A 23,152-nucleotide genomic window follows, 5' to 3' on the forward strand; every position below is an offset into this window, starting at 1 on the left:
TCAATCATTCCTTTCGATAGGTTGTTTCGACGATTTACGCAATTGATACAACTTTTGAAGGTTAAGGAATGTGACTTTTAACACGGCGTAGAAAGGAACAGCAAGCAACATACCGACAATACCGGCTAATCGACCTGCGACGAGTAAGACCAAGGTAATCGTGATGGGATGGACCCGTAGCGACTTTCCTTGTACAAGAGGAGAGATGACATTGGCATCTAATTGTTGAATGATGGTAATCGCGACAATGACATAGATCGCTTTGACCGGTTCATCGATGAACGCGATCAAGACAGCTGGAGCGGCCCCGAGAAAAGGACCGAAATAAGGAATGATGTTCGTAGCAAAAATAAAGATACCGAGCGGCAAGAAGAACGGGACATCGAGTAACCAGAGCGCAATCGTCGCAAAGAAGCCGACGAACGTACAGACGATCAACTGGGCTCGAACGTATCGTTTGATTGTCTCATGCATGTCATGAAGGATTTGACGGGCATCTTGTTCATAAGTTCCTGGGACCCAGCGCACAATCGCACTCGCCAGTTTTCCTCCATCAATCAACATAAACACATACAAGAACAAGGCGATAAATAGGGTGAATAATCCCGAGATGATAAACGCGAGGACACGACCGAGTGACCCGGCTACACTACCAATCACTGCGCCGACCGTATCCGTCAATTGACGAATCCACGTGTCAATGGAGGTCTCATTTTGATTGATATAGTTCTGGAACCACGTATACTCTTCCAAGGCTCGATACAAGTTGACAAGTTGCCGATAACTCGCTTCCGCCACTCGTGGAAAGGCATCGAGGAGAGCGAAGAGTTGGCGAGTCAAGATCGGACCGAGGGTGATCACAAACAAGACAGCGAGAAGGAGTAATGACAAGAGAATAACGAGAATCGCAAATGATCGTCGCTTTAACCTACTTTCGAGCCAATCGACGAATCCGACAGTGAGATAGAATAAGACTCCTGCGATTAGAAATGGCGTGAGGACGGTGGCAAAAAAGATTCCGAGCGGGTAAAAGATAAATTCGACTTGCTTCAACATAAAAAGAATCGTTAAGATGAGCAGCACCCAAATCCCGTTACGAAAGGCAGGGGTGAGCCAGAAGGGTTGCATGGCATGTCTCCTTTCATGGAATCATACCTACTTTTTCCCCGATTCCTAAAAATCATTCTTTCACAGGGAAAACAACACAATTCATCCGAACACCCTCCAAAATATTTGTTTACCTCTTTCCAAATGAAGGAATAAGCATAGCATCGAACTTTATAGAAAGAAGGTGCCCCTGTGACTTGTCCCCACTGCGGAAAGAAGACACGATCGAAAACGGTCTGTCCGACGTGTGGCCGCCGCTCACGTCGCACGATTTGGTTATTTGCCACCCCATTCGTTATCGCACTCATTGCCTTTGTCACCTTCATTGGAAATGCCTATTTCACGGACATGCTGCGTTCGACCGATTCGCTCGCCAATCAGGTCAACTTGCCGATTGGGGAAGATACGGTCTCCGCTGACGAAGCGACACCGGTCGACTTCGCGGCCTTACAGGACAGCCTATTCACCGTCAGTTACGGGACGGGATTTTTGGTGAGCTCACGCGATGTCGTCACCGCCGCCTCGAATGTTGCTGGGTTGACGAATATCATCATGTACCATGACGGTGAGGCCGTCTCCGGCACCGTCGTCGGTCGGACGAAGCTCATTGCTGTCATTCGAATTGAAGAGACGGAGAACACACCATACACACTCACGCAAGCGATCGCCGCAGAGGACGAGACGTTGACCACATTGACGATGCAAGAACGCATCAACGGTACGGTCACATTCGCCGAGAACGGCTATAGCCGAAACTTTGAATTGCCACGTCATGCGTATGGCAGTCCACTTCTTTCAGCATCCGGGCGAGTCGTCGCCATCCATTTGCGTGGGATCGCCTTGCCGACCGCACTATTTGAACAAGACATCCGTACGTTCATCGCAAAAGATGCACCGGCACCGCCACCTATCGAACTCGCACCCGTTGAACCGATCAAACCGGATTTGACAGAAGAACCGGTCGTCGTTCCGGAAACGCCTTCTATCCCTGAGGCACAACCTGAAATCCCACCTGTCACTGAACCGGAGGCACCGGTCGAGGAAGAAGTCGAAGAGGAGGTTGTGGAAGAGCCCGAACCGACGACACCTGAAGTGACGCCAGAAGAACCTGCGGAACCGCCGAGTGAACCGGAGGAACCGACGGATCCACCGGAAACGGAAGAGCCGATTGAAGACGATCCTCCGGTGACTGAGCCGGAGGAACCGAGCGAACCGGAAGAGCCAGCGGAGCCAGAAGAACCGACGACGCTCGAACCAGACGGGGATGAGGGCTCCATCGTCGAAGACGATCCGGACACTGAAGAAAACATAAATGAAGAAGAAAACGACACAAGCACTCCATCCGAATGATGGAGTGCTTGTTATTCGTCACGTGTGAAACGTCGTTGGAGATTGCCGAGCACCGCTCCTAGTCCGAGCAGTAGAATCGACAGCGCCCAGAACGGGAGCGCGTCTTGCAATAACCAGACGACGAGGGCACTGAAGCCGACGACGGCTCCAAGCCATAGAAAGTTCCGTTGTCCCATGTCATTCACCTCGTCCTCATCATAACACATCGACCCGACGTGCCGTCGCTTGCGGTGGCAAGGAGCGTGTCAACCGTTCATCATGCTCGACTCGAACCTGTTGTCCGATGAGAAGCGGTGTCTCATCCAAAAGAGGTCTCGCTACATGAAACACGATGCCGTCAAACGGTTCTGCTTCCCACGTCGGCGTGACGCGGATTTTCTCATCCATCACCTCTGCGACATATCCAGTGAACGTCGCCATGCCGTTCCCCTCCTTTCCAGTCCTTACTTTCCATTTCCCGTTTTTACAAAAGATGCTACTCGACTGTGACAAGAACAAGTATAATAGAGCGACACTAGTACTTGTGAGGAGGACACCCTATGACACAAACGATCGATTTACACACCCCAGAGTTCCAGCGCACGTTCCTTGAGATGATGCTCCTCGCAGAATTAACGGAAGCTTATAACGCTGAAGCCATCAATGACATGGCGACACGGGGCGAGACCGCGTTCCCGGACGACCCATTCTTCCCGGCGATGCGTGCTTATCCATATATTCGAGAAGGTGACACCGATTCGGCCAAACCGTGGCTCGAGAAAGCGAGTTCGCTCGGTGACCACTACATTCTTCATATGTTAAAAGGATTTGTCAGTGAAGACACCGGGTTCACGTTCGAGGCGGAACAACACTTTCTCCGTGGCGTCGAACGCTATCCGGATGTCCCAATCATGCATCGCGCCCTTGCCGTCCACTACTTCGACCGCAAGTTCCATGGCGAGGCCGGTCTCCATATCATGAACTATGTCCGGCTTGCCGGATTTGGTCCGGACACCGTCCCGATGTTGCTCGAATTTTTCCAAGTGTATGACGACATTCCGCTCGATATGGTCGATGAACTGATGAAGACGGCGAGTGGTTACTTAACATTGAACCCACATGACCCACATGCCCATTCCTTATACGCGTCTATGTGTAGCCATCGTTTCGCTGCACTGACGGCCGAGTTGAAGGACGATGACCCGCTTACCGACGAGATGATTTGGATGCTCCTTGAAGTCGAGAATCACGGGATGTGGAGTGCGACCTATGACCGCAGTGAAGAGCGAATGTTTCGCCATATGTTCGCAGAATACGTCGATAACGTCATTCTTCCGAACACGTCACAGTTTTATGTATGGCGCCTAAGGTTGCGTTACTTGACACGTCGCCTGACACACCGCTTCACGGGTGGCTACTCTGTACCGACATCCTAAAAAAACATCACGCCAACAGGGCGTGATGTTTTTGTTTATCCGGCATACGGTTTAATCGGTCCACGCAGGCTGAACGAGTAGTCCTCCGGATCGACAATTCCGACGACTTCGTCGCCTTCAAGTAACTCCCATAGGAACTCCGCCATCTCGCGCGCCGTATGATATTTCGCGACGTTCTCACTGTAGTCGAATCCTTCCGTATCGCGAGCCCGGTCGGCGAAGCTCGTCTCCGTTGCGGCCGGTGCGAGTACTTTCGCCCGAAGTTTGGCCCCACTCTGCTTCAACTCTTGTGCGAGTCCTTCCGTATATGCACTCACGAAGAACTTCGTCGCACAATACGTGACCGAGTTCGGGACGATTCGATATCCCCCGACAGACGACACGTTCAACAGCTGTGCCCCTTCGATATCATGATAATCTCGAACGTATAGACTCGATAAGACGGTGAGCGCCTCGATATTCAAACGAATCATGTTCTCGATTTTACCGAGGTCGACGTCCTTGATGAGATCTGCATCCCCGAATCCCGCATTGTTGATCCACGTCTCGATGTCGAGGTCCGCAAGCGATTCATATAATCCGTACACGTTCTCGCTATATGATAGGTCGGTCGATTTGATGATGACGTCACTGTCCGACGAGATCGATTTGATTTCATCACGCAACGATTCGAGCTCTTCTTTTCGTCTTGCGACGAGCACGAGCGACTTTCCCTTTTCAGCGAGCAACTTCGCTGTCTCATACCCGATACCTGAACTGGCTCCTGTAATGACCGTATACTTCATATAATCCACTCCTTTTTGTCGTTTACCTTGTTGTTCATTCCCCACTTTCTTCATCGCAAATCGTTTCGATGTGAACGAAAAAGCCCTGACTCCAAGGAGACAGGGCTTTCAACTTATGTCGTGAATCGACCAATCAGTGTCTGCAGGTCACTCGTCATATTGCCGAGTGATTCGGCGACACCGTTCAATTCTTGAATCATCGCGAGTTGGGCGTCAGCCGTCTCACCGACCGTACGCATCGTGTCGGCCATCCCTTCACTGTCTTGTGACATTTGAAGAGAGGACGTCGCAACTTGTTTCGTCGTCTCCGCAATCTCATGCGAGGCGATGCGGATATGTGACGTATTATCGACTGATGTCTCGAGCTGACTGACAATCTGTTCGAATGCGCGTGTCGCTCGTTCGAGCAACAACGTGTTCGTCTCGACGCGTTTCGCACTGACGACGTGTTGGTCGAGAACAGCGTTCGACTGTGTCTGAATCGACTCGATCAACCCGGCGATCTGTGTCGCCGACTGTTTCGACTGCTCGGCAAGTTTACGCACTTCTTCTGCAACGACGGCGAACCCTTTTCCTTGCTCACCGGCACGTGCCGCTTCGATGGCCGCGTTCAATGCCAACAAGTTTGTCTGGTCGGTGATCGATTGAATGACCTCGGTGATAAGAGCAATCTCGTCAGACTGTTGCTTCAATGCCGAAATCGATTCTCCCGTCAGACGTGTCTCCCGCTCCAGTGCGAGCACCTCGTCTTTCGCCTGAGCCATCGTCGCACCACCTTCTTCGGCGAGCTTCAAACTCTGTGACACGTCATCGTCAATCGAGCCGATCGATCCAGCGATACGACCGATGCCTTCATCGGCAGCAGCCACCGCTTGAGATGTTCCAGTCGCTTCTTTCGCCTGCGCGACCGTTTCTTCCACGACTCTGTCGATGAGACGTGTCGTTTCCTCCGTCTGTGACGCCATCTCTTCCGTACTCGCATACAGTTCTTCCGATTGTGCTGTGATTTCCTGTGCGTTTTGGGTGACGCGGTCAATGAGTTCACGCAAATTTCCCTTCATGCGGTTGAAGCCGGTCATCAATTGTCCGATTTCATCTTGCGTGAGCGCCTGAAGATCCTCACGTGTCAAATCACCTTCCGCGACTACTTCTACTTCTTTCGCTAAGAATCGCAACGGGGTCGTGACCATATGACTAATGGCATATCCGGCACCAAACATCAGTATCAGACTGACAACTGCGATAACGACTGAGTACCAAAAGGCACGCTCACCTGCCTCCTGCAATTCGGCTTGCATCGCAATTAACTGTTCTTCTGTTTCGGCTTGTAACGTCTCACCTGTCGATGAGATGGATTTTGTCACGTCCGGCATGAGACGGAATACTAATCGATCGATTGCTTCTTGATCTTTTGAGTCAATCGCAGCGATGGCTTGAGTCGCCAACTCATCATATCCTGTCGCGTATTCGAGTAACGATTCATATTCCTTTCGTTCGGCCTCATTGTCCGCAAGCTCGATTAACGATTCGATGGCGGCTTTCTTCTCTTCTCCGCCCCGGCTGATTTGTTGTTTGCGTTCATCATCCTGTAGGAGCACATACCCGCGGACACCATACGCTTGACGGACCATCCCGAGCGCCAAGTCGTCTGCCGCTTTCATCTTCATGACATCGTTTGAAATCATGTGTTCATATTGACTCGTCATCCGGTCGAGCGTCCACAGATTGTATCCCATTCCAACGATTGTCAAAATTAGAATCAAACCGATACTCATCATGATTTTTCTTGATAACGTCCATTCGTTCAACATCTTTTTCACGTACTACGAGGAGTAATCTCCTCTTCCACCTCTTTTTCTCTCTATTTTTATGTATTGCCTTTTCTTTATCGGACACAACAGCCTAATTTGTACCAACAATTTGAAATTCATTTATGTATTGACCTATCTTTTTATTTTTTTGTACTGGGCACAAAAAAAGAACCAGACATCTGCCTGGTTCTGAGTCTTGCTTATAGCTTGAATTGCGCCACGCGATTCGAGAGTTCGGTCGCCCGTTTTTCTGTTTCGCCCATCTTCGCCTGAACGTCGTTGAAACGCTCGACTGAGAGTTGAACTTTCTCTGAAATCGACTGCGTTCCGTCCGCGCCTTCTGTCACGGTCGTCGCCACTTCTTGAATGACACCAAGAATGTTGTCCGTCATATGGCGAAGTTGAAGCGCGTTACCTTCGAACGTCTTCGCTGTCTCCCCGAACACTGTCGCATCCTGTTCATATTGCGTTGCCGACTCTTCGAGACGGTCGTAGTCGGCCATGACTTTCGTATTGAGGAACGTCAACATATCTTCCGAACTCGTGTTGAGTCGTTCGACCGAATCAATGACCGTGTTTGACACGTCACGAATCTCGTTGACCGTCTGACGTGAGTTTTCCGCCAATTTGCGGATTTCTGATGCAACGACCGCAAAGCCGCGACCTGCTTCCCCAGCACGTGCCGCTTCAATCGAAGCGTTCAAAGCGAGTAAGTTTGTCTGGTCAGCAATCGCAAGAATAGCTGTCGTCAAGACACGAATCTCTTCAACCGACTGTGCTCCTTTGATGGCTTCTGCGAGTTCGACCTGTTTCTTCTCGATAATTGCCACTGCTTCTGTTTTCGAAACAACGGCTTGCTCCCGCATCTCGTGCGCTCGAGCTTCGACACGATTTGCCGTTTCGGCACTCTCATTGGATAAGTCGACGATTGAATCGATCGAACTTCCCATTTCTGTCGTCGAGGCACTCATTTCTTGCGAAGAGGCTGCCGTTTCTTCCATACCAGCCGTCAATTCTTCGACCGTTCCAGACGTCTCTTCCATATAGTGACTGAGTCGCGTCACTTCAGCAGATACGTCTTTTGAAGACGAGAGAACGACTTTCGCTGTCTCATCGACATCAATCATGATTTCACGAAGTGTGCCGAGGAATGTGTTGAATGAACGACTGACTTGTGCAATCTCATCATTCGACGTGACCGGAATCGTCATCGTCAAATCGCCACCTTGGGTCGCGAGTTCATCAAAGCGCGTCTGAAGTGTGCGCATCGGTCGGATAATCGAGCGCAACAGGCTGAGACCGAGGAATAAGAGAATCGCTACAGCCCCGATGGTCACGGCAATCAATGCCATAAGAGACTGCATGAATTCACTTTCCATGTTCTGTCCGACACGTTGTGAGCCTTCCGAGTTGTAGTCGACAAGGTCCGCTAGTTTTTGTGTGAAGTTGTCATATGTAGATTTGGACTGCGCATCATAGTATGAGCGCGCCATCCCTGTGTTACCGGTCGAGCTGAACGTCAACATGTTGTCCGAGACGCGTTGATACATCTCCCATTGACGCGAGAAATTCTGGAATAGTTCTTTGTCTTCCGCACCTGAAGCCGTTTTTTCATACTTTGGTGCAATCGTATTGATCTCTTCACGAATCTCTTTCATCCGTGTCGTGAGCTCTTCTTTTTTGGTCGCATCCTCTGTCACGATGTGATCGAGTTCGAGTGTTCGATAGTTTGCGGCGAGTGTGTTGAGTTCATGAGCATAATCGAGCCCTTTGTTCCAGTTATTGACGATATCGTCCGCTTGACGGTTCGCGTCACTCATTGAAAACAGTGCGTAACCACCGACGCCAAAGACCATGACGAGCGATATGATGACGAGCCCCCATAATTTTTGACGAATCGTCAAATTCTTTCCAACGTTCGCTCCGAAAGATGTCGTGCGTTCACGCTTCTCTCCGCGCTTCCATTTGAGTGTCGGTTTCCACGTCCATGTCGGTTTTCGTTTGATCCGGCTCAGTGCCTTAGACCATGTTGATTTCCATGCCATCTATGTATTCCCCTCTCAATCATGCAGTGTTTCCTATACTATCGACAATTTTCAGAAAATAATGAAGAGGATTGACCAAACTTAAAAAAGGTGACTCAAACTACAAGAGTCACCTTCTGATTATTCAATACACAGATTTCGTTGTTTGATTCGTTCGATTCGCAGGCGTCACGACTTTGAATATCAGTTTCGACCCACGTCGCTGCGTTCCGATATAGACGTTGGTCGTCGTCGAGCCGATGGACTTTTTGGCGACCAACTTACTGCCGTTGTAGACGTACAGCGTGCCATACGGGACGTTCGTTCGCACCGCTACCGATTTTGTCGTCGAACGGATGGTCCCTGTGCTGATTGTCGGACGAATCCCCGACTTGACCACAACTGATTTCGCGTCACGATGAATACCCGCCTTCGCCTCGAAATAGAGTTTCGTTCCAGCACGAGGACGGCTGAACGTGAGCGTGTAGGACCCATTTGCATTCGATTTTGTTGTCGCGATGATTTTCGAGCCATTCTTTAACGTCACGGTCGCGTTCGGTAGTGTCTTCCCGACCCGTTTCGTCTGTTCATCCGTCAACGTCACCGATGGGATTGTCGCACTTGGTAGCCTATACGTTAGCGTCTTTCGTTTCGATCCGTATGAAGATTCGATGATGACTGTTGTTCCCGGTTTTGCCGAAATATGATATCGATTCGTCCCGACAACGCGAGTATAGAGTACGACTCCGTTTGAGATGAAATTGATATCCGTATTTGGATCGTGTGCCAACGTGAACGTCGCGGATGAAGACGTGAGGAGAACATCTTTCACCGTCAATACTTTTGGTGTGTCACTCGTCACTTTTTTCTCTACCGTTTGGGTAAGTTCTGGACGAAAACTCGCAACAAGTTTAATTGTCTGTCCTTCGCGTAGCGGCTCTTTCAAATTGATGACGTTCATACCTTTCGTCAGGCGTTTCGCTGACTCAGCTCTTCCGTCGCGTGAAACAGCGAGCACCGGGTCTAGCTTGTCATTATAGACAGTGATTGTCGTGTCGCCTGTTTTCGGTGGTTTTGTCCACGTAAAAGATGGCATCGGATAGTCTTTCGTAACGTAGACCATCTCGTAAGGACGTTCTTGTCCAAGGACACGGAAAAAGATCCGGTATGACCAGGGTTGGTCAGAACTGTATGTCGTCAATTGCGCCACACCGTGTTCATCCGCCTGAACTTCTTTCACTTCAAATGCTGTTTTCGAATTCAATTGTCTTACTTCCACTTTTGCGTGAGGTTCTGTCTGGATAGAGACCCCTTCCATTCGCGTTTCTGTCAGAACTTTTGTTGGATTGTTGATTACCGGCTGTCCAAGCATAAATCTCTTTTTGACAGACGCTTCTGTTGCTTGACGGTAATCCCATGCATCAGAAACATATAGCTCGATTGTTTGATTTCCTTCGATGATTCCATTCGAGAGCTTGAAGCGACCAGTCTCGTCTGCTTGAACGGGACTCGAACACGTAGCAAACGACGCTTTTTCACACGAAAGATATACGGTCGCATTCGGTGCCGTTATTCCGCTAATCTCCCCGACTGCTCCGTATTCGAACGAGGTGTCCACTTGAAGCGGAAGTTGTTTGACCGGTTTGTAAGATTTCCAATGGTCCAACATGGCGAAGCTGACCTTAGTGGAGAACGATTGATCAAATGATGGAATCGTATAGCCTTCCGCGAACGATTGTGCCGACTCGACTTGTGTCACATCCGTCGGCAATTCAGCAACAGGCACCTTATGTTCGATCCCATCAACGGTTGTGATGGTCGCCATGAGTTGATATGCATGATTCAGCCACGTATGCCCCTCCTCCGAGTTGCCAGTAGCTTTCAACCACGTGTACATTTCTTTCGGTTTTTGCCCGAAACGTTCGATTGGCAACAACCACTGATCGTCTTGTACGAAGTATCCATTCTCGATTAAATCGAACTGGCTATTCGTGTTGCGCGTGCGCAAGCTCGTCTCCGTGATATGATTTTTCGTTAAATCAATCGTGACCATCGAATCATCAAACGTCACACCATAATAAAGCCCATCGTGATAGATCAGTGATGTGAGATCGTAGTGGACCTGCCCGTTCAAATTGAGCGTTTGCATCGTTCGGGTTGCGAAATCGTAGACGTATAAATGATTGGATCCTTTCATAAAGAGTCGATCGGTCTTCGACTCAAAATCGATGGATAACGATTCATTCGGATACGTCGTCTTTCCTAGTTCCTCTCCCGTTTCAAGTGAGAGATGTGTGATTGACTTATCAGATGTATTGAATGCAATCAATTCATCAAGATTCGTCCCTAATATCAGACTTTGTCCCAAAATGAGCGGGTAAGTCCTTTTGACCGTTCCTTTCATATCCGTCAACGCCCACTCACCTTTGTACGAATCACGCCAGAGCATCACGTCTCGACTGGCATCATACGATACGAGGTACGCCCGATGTGGTGATTCTAAGGAATCGATTCGAGATGTCGTTCCGTCTCGTTGGACGCGGATGAGGGGTTGGTCATATTGCGGAACGGCAATCCATTCCTGTCTGTCTAAACTCGCGATCCACGAGCGAACACCTCCGTAGCTCCCCTCGTCACCAGATGAATGCGTCGTTAAGTCCCCGGGATAGTCAATGATAACGGTGGACTGATTATTCGGGTCATGCAGGCGCGTCTTCCCGTTCAGATAGTCTAGATAAAATGGTGACTGCGGGATGACTTTAATCGATTGTTCAAGTTTTGTCCCGGTCTCGATTATAGAAGTGGCCCATGCCTCCTGCTTTGGCACTACAAGCAGGATCATTGTCAGCATGATGGCATATAGATATCGTTTCAACTTTTTACAAACCCTTCCTTAATTTATTTATTTTTTGCTCCTTTAAATATAATTGTTAATTATGATTTTTGAAAGATAATTATGTAAATAAAAAGAAGCATCGCCATGGCGATGCTTCTCGACCTCATTTCTCACTCAATACGGTCTGCGTACCTTCAATCATCTTGATTTCGGTCCACTCCATCACGTTCTTCGCGAGCGGATCGTTGGCGACCATGAAGTCAGCAAGCGCTTCTACTTTTTGGGCTTCGACCGGTTGTTTCACGTTATTCAAGCGGAAGCGTACGACCTTGTGGAATGCATCTAAAAATGAGATTTCAAGTTTTGTGTCAGTCATGGGTTATTCTCCTCCTTAAGATGTGGGTTAGACTAAATCGTATTCACGGACGATGCCGAGGTCTGCTCCCTCTTGAATGACGAGATCAATCAAGAGACGACCGAACGCATCAATCGTATCTGCCGTCAGGTCGGCACGAATCGGACCGAACCGTTGTGCTTTTTTCGTCGGTTTTGCTGTTTGTACGTCATGATGCGTCGTCAACACGAACGTTGCTTTCTTCTCTGTTAAGACAGCCATGGGGGATGGCTCCTTTCAATAGGGGATTAGGTTTCTGATGCGGTCGAGGTATCCATTCGTTCGAGCAGCTGGATCATACGATCGAGCTTCGTCTCAATCCGATGAAGCAAATAGAGCGAGACAACGATAGGGAACCCCAAATTTGAGATGAGTTCGGGCCAACTCATGTGACCACCTGCTCATCGTGCCGAGGATTGGCAGCGGGACGAGTGAGGTTTTTCATAAGTCCTCCCTGTTAATACACTAGAAATTCTTGGGCCACGACGTAGTTGGCGGATTCCACATCAATCAGTGCCTTGATCAAGTCACCAAACTGTTTCATCCGCGCCTCATCCATCCGACTTCCAAGCGGTCCATAGCGGACGAGTTGCTTCTTCTCTTTGCCGTCGAGTTGTCGCCGGGTGTCCAAATAAAGCATCGTCGCCGTTTCTCGATATGCTGCCATCTGTCTCACCTCCTTCGTCCTTATTAACCGCTTACAAAGTCGAAGTGCTCATTCTATTTTTCTATAACAATAAGTGACGATAGTCCTAAACTATCTGAATATTTATTCATTTTTCAATTTCTGTCTACTTTTCTTGAGTTTTCATATTAAGTAGGGTATCTTAATCTTCGGCAGACAGCATTCAAAAATACGTCAAAAGTACCATGATTTATTCCCCACATTTGAAAAAACTGTAAGTTAAATTCTTGTAAATGGGGTACGATACGTAGGAGGGCATTTTTTGAATTTTACTAGTCAGTCTTGAAGAAGGAGACATACACGATGAACAGCCTAGACCTCGCAAGCTTTGCCTCAATTCCTTCCGCTCAACACGACTTCGACCAAGCCGACCTGACGTTTTCAGCGACCGAATGGGATACATACCGACCGGAACAGGGAAAACTAATTTCGTATAAAGAGCAGCATCTAATGGTCTATCCGCTCAAAGAATTGAGTCGCGCCTTTAGCGTGGCCGGCATCCCACGCAGCCAACAGCAATTGATCAAATGGGAAACAGATGGCGTCTTGCCACCGACCCCATTTACGTTCGGCCGGAAGCGATTCTATACGGAAAATCAGATTCGTACCATTGTCGACATCGCACTGGAATGCGGATTGCGTCCACGAACACATGTGAAGAAAACAAACTTCTCTGAATTGGCGCATCATGAACTAACGTACATACTCAAACTTGAACTTCATGCCTAGGAAACTCCTCTCGTCTGAGTAGGCAAAAAAAAATCATTCGTCATGATGTTCGTGACGAATGATTTTTTTGTTACAACTTCTCAATGACTGGACGAGGAAGCTCTTCCCGTTTCACTTCGTCGTACGAGGTCACGGTATCTTCATCTTTGACATAAAGACGTAAGAACGCCCCCTCCCGAAGTTCTTTCCCGGCGGTAAAGGTGACTTCTTTCTGGTCACCTTCCTCCGTGAATGCGGATTGTGTATAAATGTAACGCTTCATCACATCGCCGTTCTCGAGCGTCGTCTCCTCTACATCCGTCGCCCCTCCGATTTCAACGAAAAGGGTGTCCTTCCCAATTCGATTCCAATCCACCTGAGTGACTCCGACCACTATTAAAATCGAAACAATTGCAATTCCAATCCATTTTTTCATATTTTTCTCTCCTTATCGAATCGCCGTCATGAAGCGGCGAACTGTGATGCCATAATAGACCGCATAAATGGTCGTATAGACGCCCATCCACACGAGAACCGGTATCGTGAAATTCATGCTCAACAAGTTTGAAAACGCGATGAGCGCCACGGTCGCATGAAGAATCCCGAGCGCGAACGGGGCGAGAAATACGACGATGATCTGTTGGCGCACCGTCCGGCGCACGTCCCGATCGGATATCCCGATTTTCTGTAATATCGCATACTTCGCCCGGTCATCCTCTGCCTCCGTCATCGTTTTGAAGTAAATGACGCTACCTGTTGCAACGAGAAAGACGAGCCCAAGGAATGTCCCGACAAAGAGGAGCGCCCCGTTCATTGCCATCGTCTCGGCGTACACGTCCGGTGCACTCGAGAACGATTCAAGCCCGAGTCCCGCTAGACGCTCAGATTGTTCGCGCTGATCTTTGAACGACTCCGTGAGGGCAACGTGATACGTCTCGCTCGGCTCCGTCATCGTTTTGAACATGTCGTCGGCGACGACGAGGAACGACCCGCCGAACGTCATCACGTTGAGCGGTGATTCTTCAAGACGCGTCGACACGTCAACCGTCTGTCCTGACAGTTCGACCGATTCGAGATTCTCCGAGTAACGTTCGTCATAGAACGGGTCGACCCATACGACCTCATCCTGTCTGAACGGTGCCGGCTCTGCCACGCCGAGACCTTGCAGAAGATGGCGGTATGTCGATTCATCGATGACCCCGAGCTCACGCTCTCCGTATTGCGCTTCCGTCCGAATCGTCTTTTGTTCGACACTTGATTCGAACGTCGCTCCGTTCACCTCGACCGCATCCCCTTTCCAGGCATACGTATATGGTGTATAAGAGGCGACATTCTCTTCCGCGTAGTAGTAGACGCTAAAGATGGCACCTCCTGCCGTGATTGCTGTCGCGCTGATGATGCTGATCAACGTGAGCGTCTTCGCGTTCCCGCGAATGCGATAGAGGAGCTGTGACGTCGTCAACAAATTGAGTCGTTTCCACGACCAGCGTTCGTGCCCTTTCAACCATGTCAATGCGAAAATCAAGACACTGTGAAAGAGAAGCGCAGACCCGATGACACTCAATCCGATAATGAGAAGCGGCATCGCGAGTCCGAGCATTCGCCATAGCGATGACGTCATCAAATCTTGGAGCGCGAGCCAGTACGCCGCTCCAATTGTGAGCACACCTGTGAGTGCGACCCATCCTTTCGCCGTCGGAACTCCTTCCCCACTCTTATCCGCATGGAACAGGTCAATCAACTTGAAGCGATAGATGACGCGGTACCCTTGGAATGATGTGAAAAGGAAAATAGCAAGAAAGACAAGGAACGTCTCGATGAATGCCGACGCAGAGAAAGCGAATCCGATGTTCAAGTCACTGTCCATCAATCGCATCAACAGTTGCAAAAGCGCATTCGACCCGAACAGGCCGAGCACGATTCCAACGACCAAGGACACCGCTCCAATGACGATATTCTCAAACAAGAGCAAGAGTCCAATCTGTTTCTTTCGGACCCCGAGTAATGAGTAGAGCCCGACCTCTCGCTTACGTCCTCTCAAAAAGAAGGCGTTCGAGTAGGCGATAAACAAAGCGACGAACAACATGAGGATGAACGTCGACGTGCTCATCAACCCGCTGATCTTTTGCGATGTTTCCGCAAGCGCACTGATTTCATGACTGTGCTTGAGTGTCGCGAACGTGAAGTAGATGACGATGGAAAAGATGGTCGTCCCGACATAGAGTGCATATCGCGACAGATTCCGTACGACGTTTTTCTTAGCGAGCTCAAATAGCGTCATCGACCGCACCGCCTTTCGCGAGCTCCTCGAGGATTGATTGGTAGAATGCGTCTCGTGAGGCGTTGCCGCGAATGAGCTCTTTCTTCAACTGTCCGTCTTGAATATAGAGGACTCGGCGGCAAAAACTTGCGGCGAAGGCGTCATGCGTCACCATCATGATGGTCGTCTCCGCTTCATTCAACCGAGCGAGGGTATCTAAGAGATCGGTCGCCGACTTCGAGTCGAGCGCACCGGTCGGCTCATCGGCAAAGATGAGTTTCGGGTCCGAGATGAGCGCCCGACAAACAGCCGTCCGTTGTTTCTGTCCGCCTGAGATTTGATACGGGTACTGCTCGAGGATCCCTTCGAGTCCGAATCGTTTCGCTAACCGCTCGACCTTTGCGCGTGTCTCATGAACCGGCGTCTTCGAGACAGCGAGCGGGAGCAACATGTTTTCCCGGACCGTCAATGAATCGAGCAAGTTATAGTCCTGAAAGATGAATCCAAGATGGTCACGTCGGAAATCGGCAAGAGCCTCCTCATTCATCGCTGCAATGTCATCGCCTTCGACTAAAATCTCACCCGACGTCGGTGTATCGATTGTCGCGAGGACGTTGAGCAACGTCGATTTCCCAGCCCCGGACGGCCCCATGATTCCAACGAACTCCCCATGTTCAATGGTGAAGGAGACGTCATCGAGCGCTCGAAACGTCGCGTCCCCTTTCCCGTATGTCTTTTGAATCGCTTTTACTTGTAATAATGTTTCCATGTTCAGCACCTCTTTCTGTCCCTTACATTACGCCCTCTGTCTTAACTCCAACTCACGCGTACCTTACAAAATCCTTACGTGATATGCTTAGAAAGAGGTGATGACGATGGAACAGCCACGGATTCTCATCGTGGATGATGAACAAGATTTATGTATATTGATTCAACGCGCGCTTGAAAAAGAAGGATTTCATGAGATTCGGACCGCTCACACATTGAAAGACGGATTTGATGTCTTCGAGACGTTCCGCCCTCACTTGGCGATCTTAGACGTCATGTTACCGGACGGAGAAGGCTATCAGCTCTGCCAACAGATGCGAGCGCAGTCCAACATCCCGATCCTCTTTCTCTCTGCCAAATCGGAAGAGGTCGATAAACTGCTCGGTCTCGCCATCGGTGGAGATGACTACATCACGAAGCCGTTCAGTCCAAAAGAAGTGGCATTCCGTGTAAAGGCTCAGCTCCGACGGGTTTCAATGATGGAAGCACCAATGCCCGAGACGACGACCGTCGGCCCCTTTCAAATGAATGAAGACGAGACGGAAGTGTATGTGAACGGGGAACGATTGGAGTTGACGGCTAAAGAAGTCGGTCTTCTCGCCTGCTTTTTACGAAACCCGAACCGGATTCTCAGCAAGGAGACGCTCTTCACGCAAGTGTGGGGTGAGTCATTCTTCGGATCCGACAACACGGTCATGGTACACATCCGACGTCTCCGTGAAAAAGTCGAACCGAATCCATCTGATCCGACATATATCAAGACGGTCAAGGGACTTGGCTATCGGTTGACGGTGTAAGGAGCGATCATGATGAAATGGAAACTGACCGGTCGCTATTTGTTGTCGATTCTCCTTATTGTCGCGCTCGTCGTCTTCTTGAACATTACAATCTTATTCGGCCTCCTTATCAATGACCGAACGGGACTTGATGATGTCGAGAGCAACGCCGGGGAGACCTTCACCCGAAACTTCAGCACCTATGTATCGCTTGAGGACGGTGAACCCGTTGTGTCAGAAGCCGGGCGGGAAGCTCTTCGCCAAACGGGTGCATTCGTCCGCTTTTTAGATGAGACGGGACGTGTCGTCAGCGAGGTCGACGCCCCGAGTGGATTACCAGACGCCTATTCTCCAATCGAATTGATTCAAATGTATAAATATATGGATGATGACCTCCGACTCTACTTCATCGGGGAGTATGAATCGTACAGCTATCTCATCGGTGTGCCGGAGGCAAATGAGCGTCGGGTGCTCTTTATGTTAGACGAACAGGCAGTCCTTTCGTATATCACGAAGGCGTTCTTCTGGATTCTAGTTGTCGATTTACTTGTCGCCGCCTTGATCGGTTTATTGTTCAGTTCACGATTGACGCGCCCTGTATATCGCTTGACCGAACGGATTCAACAGCTGAAGCAACGTGATTTTTCGACTACCGAACCGAAGCAGTCAGGGATTTACCGTCCTGTTTTCTATGACTTGAATGCCGTCTCACAGACACTTAAAACGTATGAACGTCAGCGCGAAGAACTCGAAGAACGTCGAAAAGAGTGGATGAGCAACGTATCGCACGACCTGAAGACCCCGCTCGCCTCCATCCAAGGCTACGCCGAACTACTTGATGATGATTCGTTAGATGACACCGAGCACAGACAATACGTACATGTGATTGAACGACAGGCTAAGTATATGAAGGAACTGCTCGACGATTTCAATTTGACGATGCGTCTGCAACACGGCGATTTCCCACTTACGCTCGAAGAGACAAACCTCGAGCCGTTCGTTCGTGAGCTCGTCATCGACGTGTTGAACGATTCTCGCTTTGGGGAGCGTCACATCGAGTTTGAGGCGACTCAAGCAGCGACCGTCTCGCTCGATCGTCACTTTATGAAGCGAGCCTTGCTCAACTTCTTGTATAATGCTCTTCTCCATAATGACGATTCGGTGCACGTGACGGTCCACATCGAGGGTGACGTCGTGACGATTGGAGATGATGGAAATGGGATTGCAGAATCCGAATTGCCTTATATCTTTGAACGCTATTACCGAGGCACGAATACAGACGACGCACGCGGGAGTGGTCTCGGCATGGCCATCTCACGGGACATCATCGAAGCCCACGGCGGGAAAATAGAAGTCGACAGTGCACCGGGACACGGCACCACAATTCGAATCACATTCATGCCATAGCAAAAGGGACGCTCAGGCGTCCTTTGCAGACTATAGACAAAAAGCACCTACTTCATTTCAACGCGAATAAAGTAGATGCTTTTCTTTTTATATTTAAAAAGGCAGAAACGACAGGATGCCAGTTTCTTTAAAAATGAAGAATATGATAACCGTAGAAACAGTTAAAATGATTCGACGTTCTGTTATCTTAAAAAATATTGAATAAAGCACAACCGCAGTCACAAGATTAAATCCACTTTGAATATCGATACCAAAGTAGTGAATACGTACTTGAGCTGCTTCAGTATTAAATAAGAGATCTGGAAGAAAATAGTAGCCTTGGTTGAATAGAAAGGCAGTAGGTATTGAACCTAGAATAGCGGCGCCTATCCCTCTTTTACCGGCATTCCAAATGATTAACGCATAGACAGAGGATAGGACTGCGATAGTTAGCCATATTCCAAATAGTTGATAAGGTAAGAATCCTAAGTTCAAATAGAACATTAGGTAATAAGCTAAAACTGTGGAAACAAGCAAAATAATCGAATGAATGGAAGCGTTTAATCGTGACTTGCTAAACACAGCTACTAATGTCACTAGGAATAGCCAAAACTCAAGTGTAGTATCAAAATCAATCAAAGGGGAACTACTCGCATATTGATCTAAGCATCCCAAGAAAATTCCCAATAACCCTAACAAGATATAATTCTTGAATTGGCTAAAAAAAGTAATTTCATGAGTTGACTGTTGTGGCGTTGAGCTATTCATATGTATTTGAGTCCCCAATCTAAACTTTAGGTAAGTTATAAGAGTGAAAGATATTGATATATACAATTCTAAAAGGGACGCTCAGGCGTCCCTTTTCTGTGTCGTATAGTCAACAATCCATTCTTCAAGTTCTTCAAGCGGTAACGGTCTAGAGAAATAATATCCTTGCATCTCGTCACAGCCGAGTTCGCGTAACGCGTTCCATTGTTCAAGCGTCTCGACACCTTCGCACACCGTCTTCAAATTCAAGCCACGTGCCAAATCGACAATCGATTCGACGATGACGTTGCCGGTCGGGTCATTCTCGGTCACTTGAATGAACTGGCGATCGATTTTTATCTCATGAATCGGATAATGCTTCAAGTAGACGAACGCCGAGAACCCTGTCCCGAAGTCGTCAATCGAGATGGAAAAACCTTCTTCTCGGAATGCAACAAAACGATCGATGACGTGCTTCTGGTTCTCCATCCCGACGCTTTCCGTGATTTCTAAGGTCAAATAACTCGTACTGACCCCTTCTTCCCGTGCGATTTGGGCAAACTTTTCGACGACCCCTTCGGATAAGAAGTGACGCGCCGATAAATTGAGGGCGAGTTCATACCGGTCTCCCCGTTCATGCCAACGTTTGAGTTGGCGACAAGCCGTCACGAACGCCCATTCCTCTAAGTCGATGATGACACCCGTTGATTCGGCAAGCGGAATGAAGTCGAGCGGCGGCACGAGACCTCGCTCTGGGTGATTCCAGCGCATCAACCCTTCAAACCCTTTCAGTTTACCTGAGGAAGCATTCACTTTCGGTTGGAAATACAGTTCAAACTGACCTGATATCACACCAGTACGTAAATTCATCTCTAACAAGAGTCTCTCAGATGCTTCTTGCGCCATGGCCTCTTCAAAAAACTTGATGACCCCACGTTTCTCATCTGATTGACCTGCAACGACACGTGTTGTATGAATCATATCCAAAGTAGATCGACTTTCATGTTCAATGGAGATGAATGCGCTCGTCGTCAGTACAACGTCCAATTCATTGACTCGATATGGCGCACGCGTCACTTGCTCGCATAAATGTTCTGCAAACGAACGTATTTTCCTCCGTTCCCCGTAAGGTACCCAAATGACAAATCCCGATTGCGAGGTACGTGCCATCCTAGATTCATCGATTACTGCTCGCAGTCGTTTCGCCATTTCTTTCACGATCAAATTCGATGTTTCGGTTCCAATCGCATCCTCAATAGACCGAAAATCGTCTGCTCGAATATATAAAACTGCTCCTAAAAACCCTCTCGCTTGTTGACGTAATTGATCGACTTCCTCGACAAATGCATATTTGTTCATCAAACCTGTCAGTTCGTCCGTGTAGGCTAACTGATGAATCCGTTCATCCACAAGCTGCCGGTCAAGCCGGAAGTACAGGATGGCAATAAAATCCGCAAGTGTACTCACAATCAATTCCTCAAGATAGTTCCACTCCCGAGGCAGAAACGTCTCGCAACAAATCACACCTGTGGCACGATTGTTTGCATAAATCGGAGCATCTAGCATGGAGTACACACGCTTTCCTTCTACGAAGTACTCTTTGTACAAGTCCTTCACCCATGGATGACTGCGAACATCCTCAAACGAAAGGATTCGCTCTGTTTGAAGCGCATCAAAATAGTCAGGCGCGAGTTCACGATGGACCGCCAACTTCGGATGATGTGTCCCTGATTCGTGAGAATAAGCGACTTGACATGAAATAGATCGATGCGATGTATCAAAATGCCAAATCGAGACTGTATCGACTGCCAACATATCGGCGACAATCTCACACATATACAGAATTGCCTCCTGCACCGTTTCTTCCGTTACAATCGGCATCCGTACGAGCGCGAACAGTTTCTCTTGATGTTTACGATATACTCGGTTTGAAAAGTTGTTCTCGATCATCAGTCTGCTACCTCACCCATTTAAATTTGACCTAATGATAGCATGAATCATCCGATACAGCGTTTTCCAAAATTCAACAGAGAGTCAATGCTTGCTTCGTTTTTAAATAAACAAAATTTGAATTTATTCCCATTTATAAATTATTGACCTCCTTTTTAAGAAAGTGGTGTGAATTGACCCTTTGTCCCATTGATTGTCCTTTTCCTCTCACCGTACAATGAACTTGTATTGTTTCACTTGTTGAATTGTTTCGTTCTCACTCTTTGAAAGGATGTGACGCTATGAATCCAAAGTCTGGTCTCACCTATTCATTCGCGGCACTTGCAGCGGTCAGCGTGCTTGCCCACGCAGACGAAGCAGCAGCGGCGAGCACACATACGGTGCGTTCGGGTGATACGTTATGGTCGATCAGTCGGTCCTATGATGTGTCCGTTGCGACGATTAAATCGTTGAACGGTCTCTCTTCCGATAGCATTCGCATCGGTCAAAAACTAAAGCTCACAGGCAGTCCCTCTGCTGCGACAGGTGGTTCCTCGTTAACCACGGCGAGTACGAACCGCGTCACGACGACACACGCATTGAACATGCGCGTCGCGGGCGGAACATGGCATCGCGTCCTCTTGACGATTCCAAAAGGTACGACGCTCACGTCGATTCAATCAAACGGTTCATGGACAAAAGTCAGTTACGGCGGACAGACCGGATGGGTGCATAACGACTATTTGCAAAAGGCATCTATGTCTAACAGTACCGACAAACCAACAACGGTCACACCGAGCTCGACTACAGCTCAAACGAAAGCCAACTTGAATCTGCGTTCGTCGAAGTCTACGAAGACGACCGTATTGCTCACGATTCCAAAAGGCAAAACCGTGACCGTCTTATCTGTCGAAGGGTCATGGTCGAAAGTGAAGTACGGGTCGAAAACAGGATATGTCGCCAATACATATTTAACGACATCAGGAGCGGCGACACCGACAACACCGAGTACAGGACAATCGATCAATCAACAATTCACTACGACGGCAAACTTGAACGTTCGACAAGGTGCAGGCGTCGGTTATCCGCTCGTCACGACCATCCCGAACGGAACCGTCGTCAAAGCGACGAAACAGTCGGGCAGCTGGTACTATGTCACGTATAATGGGAAGTCCGGATACGTGAGCGCCGGTTACTTGAAGCAGACGTCCACGACACCGAGCAACCCGGCTCCGAACGAAGGCGATGCCGGTGCTGGTAATGCGGCTGTCGATTATATCGTCAACACACCGTCCTTGAACGTACGTTCGAGCGCATCGACGAGCGCGACCATCATCGGGAGTGTCAAAGCAGGACAGACGTTGCGCGTCGTCCAGTCGTCAAAAGGCTGGCTTCAAATCTATTACGGGAATACGGTAGGATTTGTCGCCTCGGCTTATGTGAAAACCGTTCCGAAAGGTTCGGCAGACGGCCCGTCTTGGGTTGAAGGTTCTTATGATTCGAATTCATATTATACGTACTATCCGACATCGATTCGATCACAGGCGAACGAGTCGAGTAGCACGGTCGGCTCGACACTTCGGGGAGAACTCTTGAACGTGATCGGAGAGACATCGACCCACTATCGTCTCGCATCAGGATTCGTCGCAAAATCAGCCGTCACTGAAATCAAAGGGCAAAGTGCCCAAGCTACTAGGCTTTCGACCATCGATGTGGCAAAACGCTTCGTCGGCACACCGTACGTATGGGCATCATCAAGCCCGGCAAATGGTGGATTCGATTGCTCAGGACTCATCTATTATGTATTCAATCAATCCGGCGTCAGCATCCCACGGACAAACGTGGCTAATTATTGGGGTGGTGCTTATTTCGGACCTCAATTGCCCAAGTCATTCGTCCCGCAGGCCGGTGACCTCGTCTTCTTCGAAAACACATATACCGCCGGGCCATCGCACATGGGTATCATGATCAATTCCGATACGTTCATCCATGCCGGTTCATCCGGATTAGGATATAACCAAATCAGTAAAGAACCGTATTGGCAGTCACGCTTAATCGGTTATAAACGACCGTGACTTTGGTCACGTTAAAAAACCCGACAAAAGTCGGGTTTTTCTTTCGTTTTGCAGGATTTTTATCGCCTGACCCGAATTCGGAAGTATGATGAAGGA

The 23,152-nt window shown here is 48.8% G+C and carries 22 protein-coding genes; 6 read left to right on the forward strand and 16 right to left on the reverse strand.

What is annotated here, in order from left to right; all coding sequences use genetic code 11:
* Positions 1-1,128, reverse strand: a complete 1,128-nt coding sequence (locus tag GVY42_RS07885; RefSeq protein WP_159562864.1) for an AI-2E family transporter — start codon at positions 1,126-1,128, stop codon at positions 1-3.
* 171 nt (positions 1,129-1,299) lie between these two features.
* On the opposite strand from GVY42_RS07885, the gene GVY42_RS07890 reads away from it, so the two are divergent.
* Positions 1,300-2,457 carry a hypothetical protein gene (locus tag GVY42_RS07890; RefSeq protein WP_159562865.1) on the forward strand — a complete coding sequence of 386 codons (1,158 nt, stop codon included), beginning with the start codon at positions 1,300-1,302 and terminating at the stop codon, positions 2,455-2,457.
* An 11-nt stretch (positions 2,458-2,468) separates the two neighbouring features.
* Here GVY42_RS07890 and GVY42_RS16475 read toward each other — a convergent pair whose 3' ends face one another.
* Positions 2,469-2,633 carry a hypothetical protein gene (locus GVY42_RS16475; protein ID WP_012727200.1) on the reverse strand — a complete coding sequence of 55 codons (165 nt, stop codon included), beginning with the start codon at positions 2,631-2,633 and terminating at the stop codon, positions 2,469-2,471.
* 19 nt (positions 2,634-2,652) lie between these two features.
* Positions 2,653-2,877 carry a hypothetical protein gene (locus tag GVY42_RS07895; RefSeq protein ID WP_159562866.1) on the reverse strand — a complete coding sequence of 75 codons (225 nt, stop codon included), beginning with the start codon at positions 2,875-2,877 and terminating at the stop codon, positions 2,653-2,655.
* A 119-nt stretch (positions 2,878-2,996) separates the two neighbouring features.
* Here GVY42_RS07895 and GVY42_RS07900 point away from each other — a divergent pair, with 119 nt between their 5' ends.
* Positions 2,997-3,872: a hypothetical protein gene (locus tag GVY42_RS07900; RefSeq protein ID WP_074035961.1), complete on the forward strand. Its 876-nt coding sequence runs from the start codon at positions 2,997-2,999 to the stop codon at positions 3,870-3,872.
* A 35-nt stretch (positions 3,873-3,907) separates the two neighbouring features.
* Here GVY42_RS07900 and GVY42_RS07905 read toward each other — a convergent pair whose 3' ends face one another.
* The 8 genes from GVY42_RS07905 to GVY42_RS07940 form a co-directional block, all read right to left on the reverse strand.
* A complete protein-coding gene (locus tag GVY42_RS07905) occupies positions 3,908-4,657 on the reverse strand; it encodes an SDR family oxidoreductase (RefSeq protein WP_074035959.1) in 750 nt (249 codons plus the stop codon).
* A 113-nt stretch (positions 4,658-4,770) separates the two neighbouring features.
* Positions 4,771-6,468 carry a methyl-accepting chemotaxis protein gene (locus GVY42_RS07910; protein ID WP_159562867.1) on the reverse strand — a complete coding sequence of 566 codons (1,698 nt, stop codon included), beginning with the start codon at positions 6,466-6,468 and terminating at the stop codon, positions 4,771-4,773.
* 200 nt (positions 6,469-6,668) lie between these two features.
* Positions 6,669-8,513: a methyl-accepting chemotaxis protein gene (locus GVY42_RS07915; RefSeq protein ID WP_159562868.1), complete on the reverse strand. Its 1,845-nt coding sequence runs from the start codon at positions 8,511-8,513 to the stop codon at positions 6,669-6,671.
* Positions 8,514-8,637: 124 nt separating this feature from the next.
* A complete protein-coding gene (locus tag GVY42_RS07920) occupies positions 8,638-11,367 on the reverse strand; it encodes a hypothetical protein (RefSeq protein ID WP_159562869.1) in 2,730 nt (909 codons plus the stop codon).
* A 124-nt stretch (positions 11,368-11,491) separates the two neighbouring features.
* Positions 11,492-11,704, reverse strand: a complete 213-nt coding sequence (locus GVY42_RS07925; RefSeq protein WP_074035953.1) for a DUF2922 family protein — start codon at positions 11,702-11,704, stop codon at positions 11,492-11,494.
* A gap of 27 nt (positions 11,705-11,731) precedes the next feature.
* Positions 11,732-11,944: a hypothetical protein gene (locus tag GVY42_RS07930; protein ID WP_159562870.1), complete on the reverse strand. Its 213-nt coding sequence runs from the start codon at positions 11,942-11,944 to the stop codon at positions 11,732-11,734.
* Positions 11,945-11,970: 26 nt separating this feature from the next.
* A complete protein-coding gene (locus tag GVY42_RS07935) occupies positions 11,971-12,111 on the reverse strand; it encodes a YvrJ family protein (protein ID WP_074035951.1) in 141 nt (46 codons plus the stop codon).
* Between the two features lie 68 nt (positions 12,112-12,179).
* Positions 12,180-12,389 (reverse strand): hypothetical protein, encoded by a 210-nt coding sequence (locus tag GVY42_RS07940; protein ID WP_012727210.1) that lies wholly within the window; start codon positions 12,387-12,389, stop codon positions 12,180-12,182.
* 321 nt (positions 12,390-12,710) lie between these two features.
* Between GVY42_RS07940 and GVY42_RS07945 the strand changes: the two genes are divergently transcribed.
* Positions 12,711-13,136 carry a MerR family transcriptional regulator gene (locus GVY42_RS07945; RefSeq protein WP_074035947.1) on the forward strand — a complete coding sequence of 142 codons (426 nt, stop codon included), beginning with the start codon at positions 12,711-12,713 and terminating at the stop codon, positions 13,134-13,136.
* A 70-nt stretch (positions 13,137-13,206) separates the two neighbouring features.
* On the opposite strand, the gene GVY42_RS07950 is transcribed toward GVY42_RS07945, so the two are convergent.
* From GVY42_RS07950 to GVY42_RS07960, 3 genes are read right to left on the reverse strand one after another with little or no spacing between them, the layout of a single operon-like run.
* A complete protein-coding gene (locus GVY42_RS07950; RefSeq protein ID WP_159562871.1) occupies positions 13,207-13,551 on the reverse strand; it encodes a YxeA family protein in 345 nt (114 codons plus the stop codon).
* Between the two features lie 12 nt (positions 13,552-13,563).
* Complete coding sequence (locus GVY42_RS07955) at positions 13,564-15,396, reverse strand: ABC transporter permease (RefSeq protein ID WP_159562872.1); 1,833 nt, start codon at positions 15,394-15,396, stop codon at positions 13,564-13,566.
* The gene (locus tag GVY42_RS07960) at positions 15,383-16,144 is read right to left on the reverse strand and encodes an ABC transporter ATP-binding protein (protein WP_159562873.1); all 762 of its coding nucleotides are present in this window, start codon (positions 16,142-16,144) and stop codon (positions 15,383-15,385) included. The genes GVY42_RS07955 and GVY42_RS07960 overlap by 14 nt, the downstream gene beginning before the upstream one ends.
* A 106-nt stretch (positions 16,145-16,250) precedes the next feature.
* On the opposite strand from GVY42_RS07960, the gene GVY42_RS07965 reads away from it, so the two are divergent.
* Positions 16,251-16,940: a response regulator transcription factor gene (locus tag GVY42_RS07965; RefSeq protein WP_074035939.1), complete on the forward strand. Its 690-nt coding sequence runs from the start codon at positions 16,251-16,253 to the stop codon at positions 16,938-16,940.
* 12 nt (positions 16,941-16,952) lie between these two features.
* Entirely contained in the window at positions 16,953-18,326 is a 1,374-nt protein-coding gene (locus GVY42_RS07970) for a HAMP domain-containing sensor histidine kinase (protein ID WP_306462364.1), read from the forward strand.
* A gap of 93 nt (positions 18,327-18,419) precedes the next feature.
* Here GVY42_RS07970 and GVY42_RS07975 read toward each other — a convergent pair whose 3' ends face one another.
* Both GVY42_RS07975 and GVY42_RS07980 read right to left on the reverse strand, forming a co-directional pair.
* On the reverse strand, positions 18,420-19,073 hold the full coding sequence (locus GVY42_RS07975; protein ID WP_159562875.1) for a hypothetical protein: 654 nt from the start codon (positions 19,071-19,073) through the stop codon (positions 18,420-18,422).
* Between the two features lie 81 nt (positions 19,074-19,154).
* Positions 19,155-21,002 (reverse strand): GGDEF and EAL domain-containing protein, encoded by a 1,848-nt coding sequence (locus tag GVY42_RS07980; protein ID WP_159562876.1) that lies wholly within the window; start codon positions 21,000-21,002, stop codon positions 19,155-19,157.
* Positions 21,003-21,283: 281 nt separating this feature from the next.
* On the opposite strand from GVY42_RS07980, the gene GVY42_RS07985 reads away from it, so the two are divergent.
* A complete protein-coding gene (locus tag GVY42_RS07985) occupies positions 21,284-23,056 on the forward strand; it encodes a C40 family peptidase (RefSeq protein WP_159562877.1) in 1,773 nt (590 codons plus the stop codon).
* Positions 23,057-23,152: the final 96 nt, after the last annotated feature.

This window comes from Exiguobacterium sp. 8A (assembly GCF_902506275.1).
Lineage (GTDB): Bacteria > Bacillota > Bacilli > Exiguobacteriales > Exiguobacteriaceae > Exiguobacterium > Exiguobacterium profundum.

Excerpts from the sequence above, each read along its gene's own strand:
- GVY42_RS07970 (WP_306462364.1), top strand. The coding sequence starts at position 16,953 with ATGAAATGGAAACTGACCGGTCGCTATTTGTTGTCGATTCTCCTTATT.
- GVY42_RS07945 (WP_074035947.1), top strand. The coding sequence starts at position 12,711 with ATGAACAGCCTAGACCTCGCAAGCTTTGCCTCAATTCCTTCCGCTCAA.
- GVY42_RS07915 (WP_159562868.1), bottom strand. The coding sequence starts at position 8,513 with ATGGCATGGAAATCAACATGGTCTAAGGCACTGAGCCGGATCAAACGA.
- GVY42_RS07910 (WP_159562867.1), bottom strand. The coding sequence starts at position 6,468 with ATGTTGAACGAATGGACGTTATCAAGAAAAATCATGATGAGTATCGGT.
- GVY42_RS07925 (WP_074035953.1), bottom strand. The coding sequence starts at position 11,704 with ATGACTGACACAAAACTTGAAATCTCATTTTTAGATGCATTCCACAAG.
- GVY42_RS07960 (WP_159562873.1), bottom strand. The coding sequence starts at position 16,144 with ATGGAAACATTATTACAAGTAAAAGCGATTCAAAAGACATACGGGAAA.
- GVY42_RS07930 (WP_159562870.1), bottom strand. The coding sequence starts at position 11,944 with ATGGCTGTCTTAACAGAGAAGAAAGCAACGTTCGTGTTGACGACGCAT.
- GVY42_RS07940 (WP_012727210.1), bottom strand. The coding sequence starts at position 12,389 with ATGGCAGCATATCGAGAAACGGCGACGATGCTTTATTTGGACACCCGG.
- GVY42_RS16475 (WP_012727200.1), bottom strand. The coding sequence starts at position 2,633 with ATGGGACAACGGAACTTTCTATGGCTTGGAGCCGTCGTCGGCTTCAGT.
- GVY42_RS07950 (WP_159562871.1), bottom strand. The coding sequence starts at position 13,551 with ATGAAAAAATGGATTGGAATTGCAATTGTTTCGATTTTAATAGTGGTC.
- GVY42_RS07975 (WP_159562875.1), bottom strand. The coding sequence starts at position 19,073 with ATGAATAGCTCAACGCCACAACAGTCAACTCATGAAATTACTTTTTTT.
- GVY42_RS07985 (WP_159562877.1), top strand. The coding sequence starts at position 21,284 with ATGAATCCAAAGTCTGGTCTCACCTATTCATTCGCGGCACTTGCAGCG.
- GVY42_RS07980 (WP_159562876.1), bottom strand. The coding sequence starts at position 21,002 with ATGATCGAGAACAACTTTTCAAACCGAGTATATCGTAAACATCAAGAG.
- GVY42_RS07895 (WP_159562866.1), bottom strand. The coding sequence starts at position 2,877 with ATGGCGACGTTCACTGGATATGTCGCAGAGGTGATGGATGAGAAAATC.
- GVY42_RS07935 (WP_074035951.1), bottom strand. The coding sequence starts at position 12,111 with ATGAGTTGGCCCGAACTCATCTCAAATTTGGGGTTCCCTATCGTTGTC.
- GVY42_RS07900 (WP_074035961.1), top strand. The coding sequence starts at position 2,997 with ATGACACAAACGATCGATTTACACACCCCAGAGTTCCAGCGCACGTTC.
- GVY42_RS07905 (WP_074035959.1), bottom strand. The coding sequence starts at position 4,657 with ATGAAGTATACGGTCATTACAGGAGCCAGTTCAGGTATCGGGTATGAG.
- GVY42_RS07885 (WP_159562864.1), bottom strand. The coding sequence starts at position 1,128 with ATGCAACCCTTCTGGCTCACCCCTGCCTTTCGTAACGGGATTTGGGTG.
- GVY42_RS07955 (WP_159562872.1), bottom strand. The coding sequence starts at position 15,396 with ATGACGCTATTTGAGCTCGCTAAGAAAAACGTCGTACGGAATCTGTCG.
- GVY42_RS07965 (WP_074035939.1), top strand. The coding sequence starts at position 16,251 with ATGGAACAGCCACGGATTCTCATCGTGGATGATGAACAAGATTTATGT.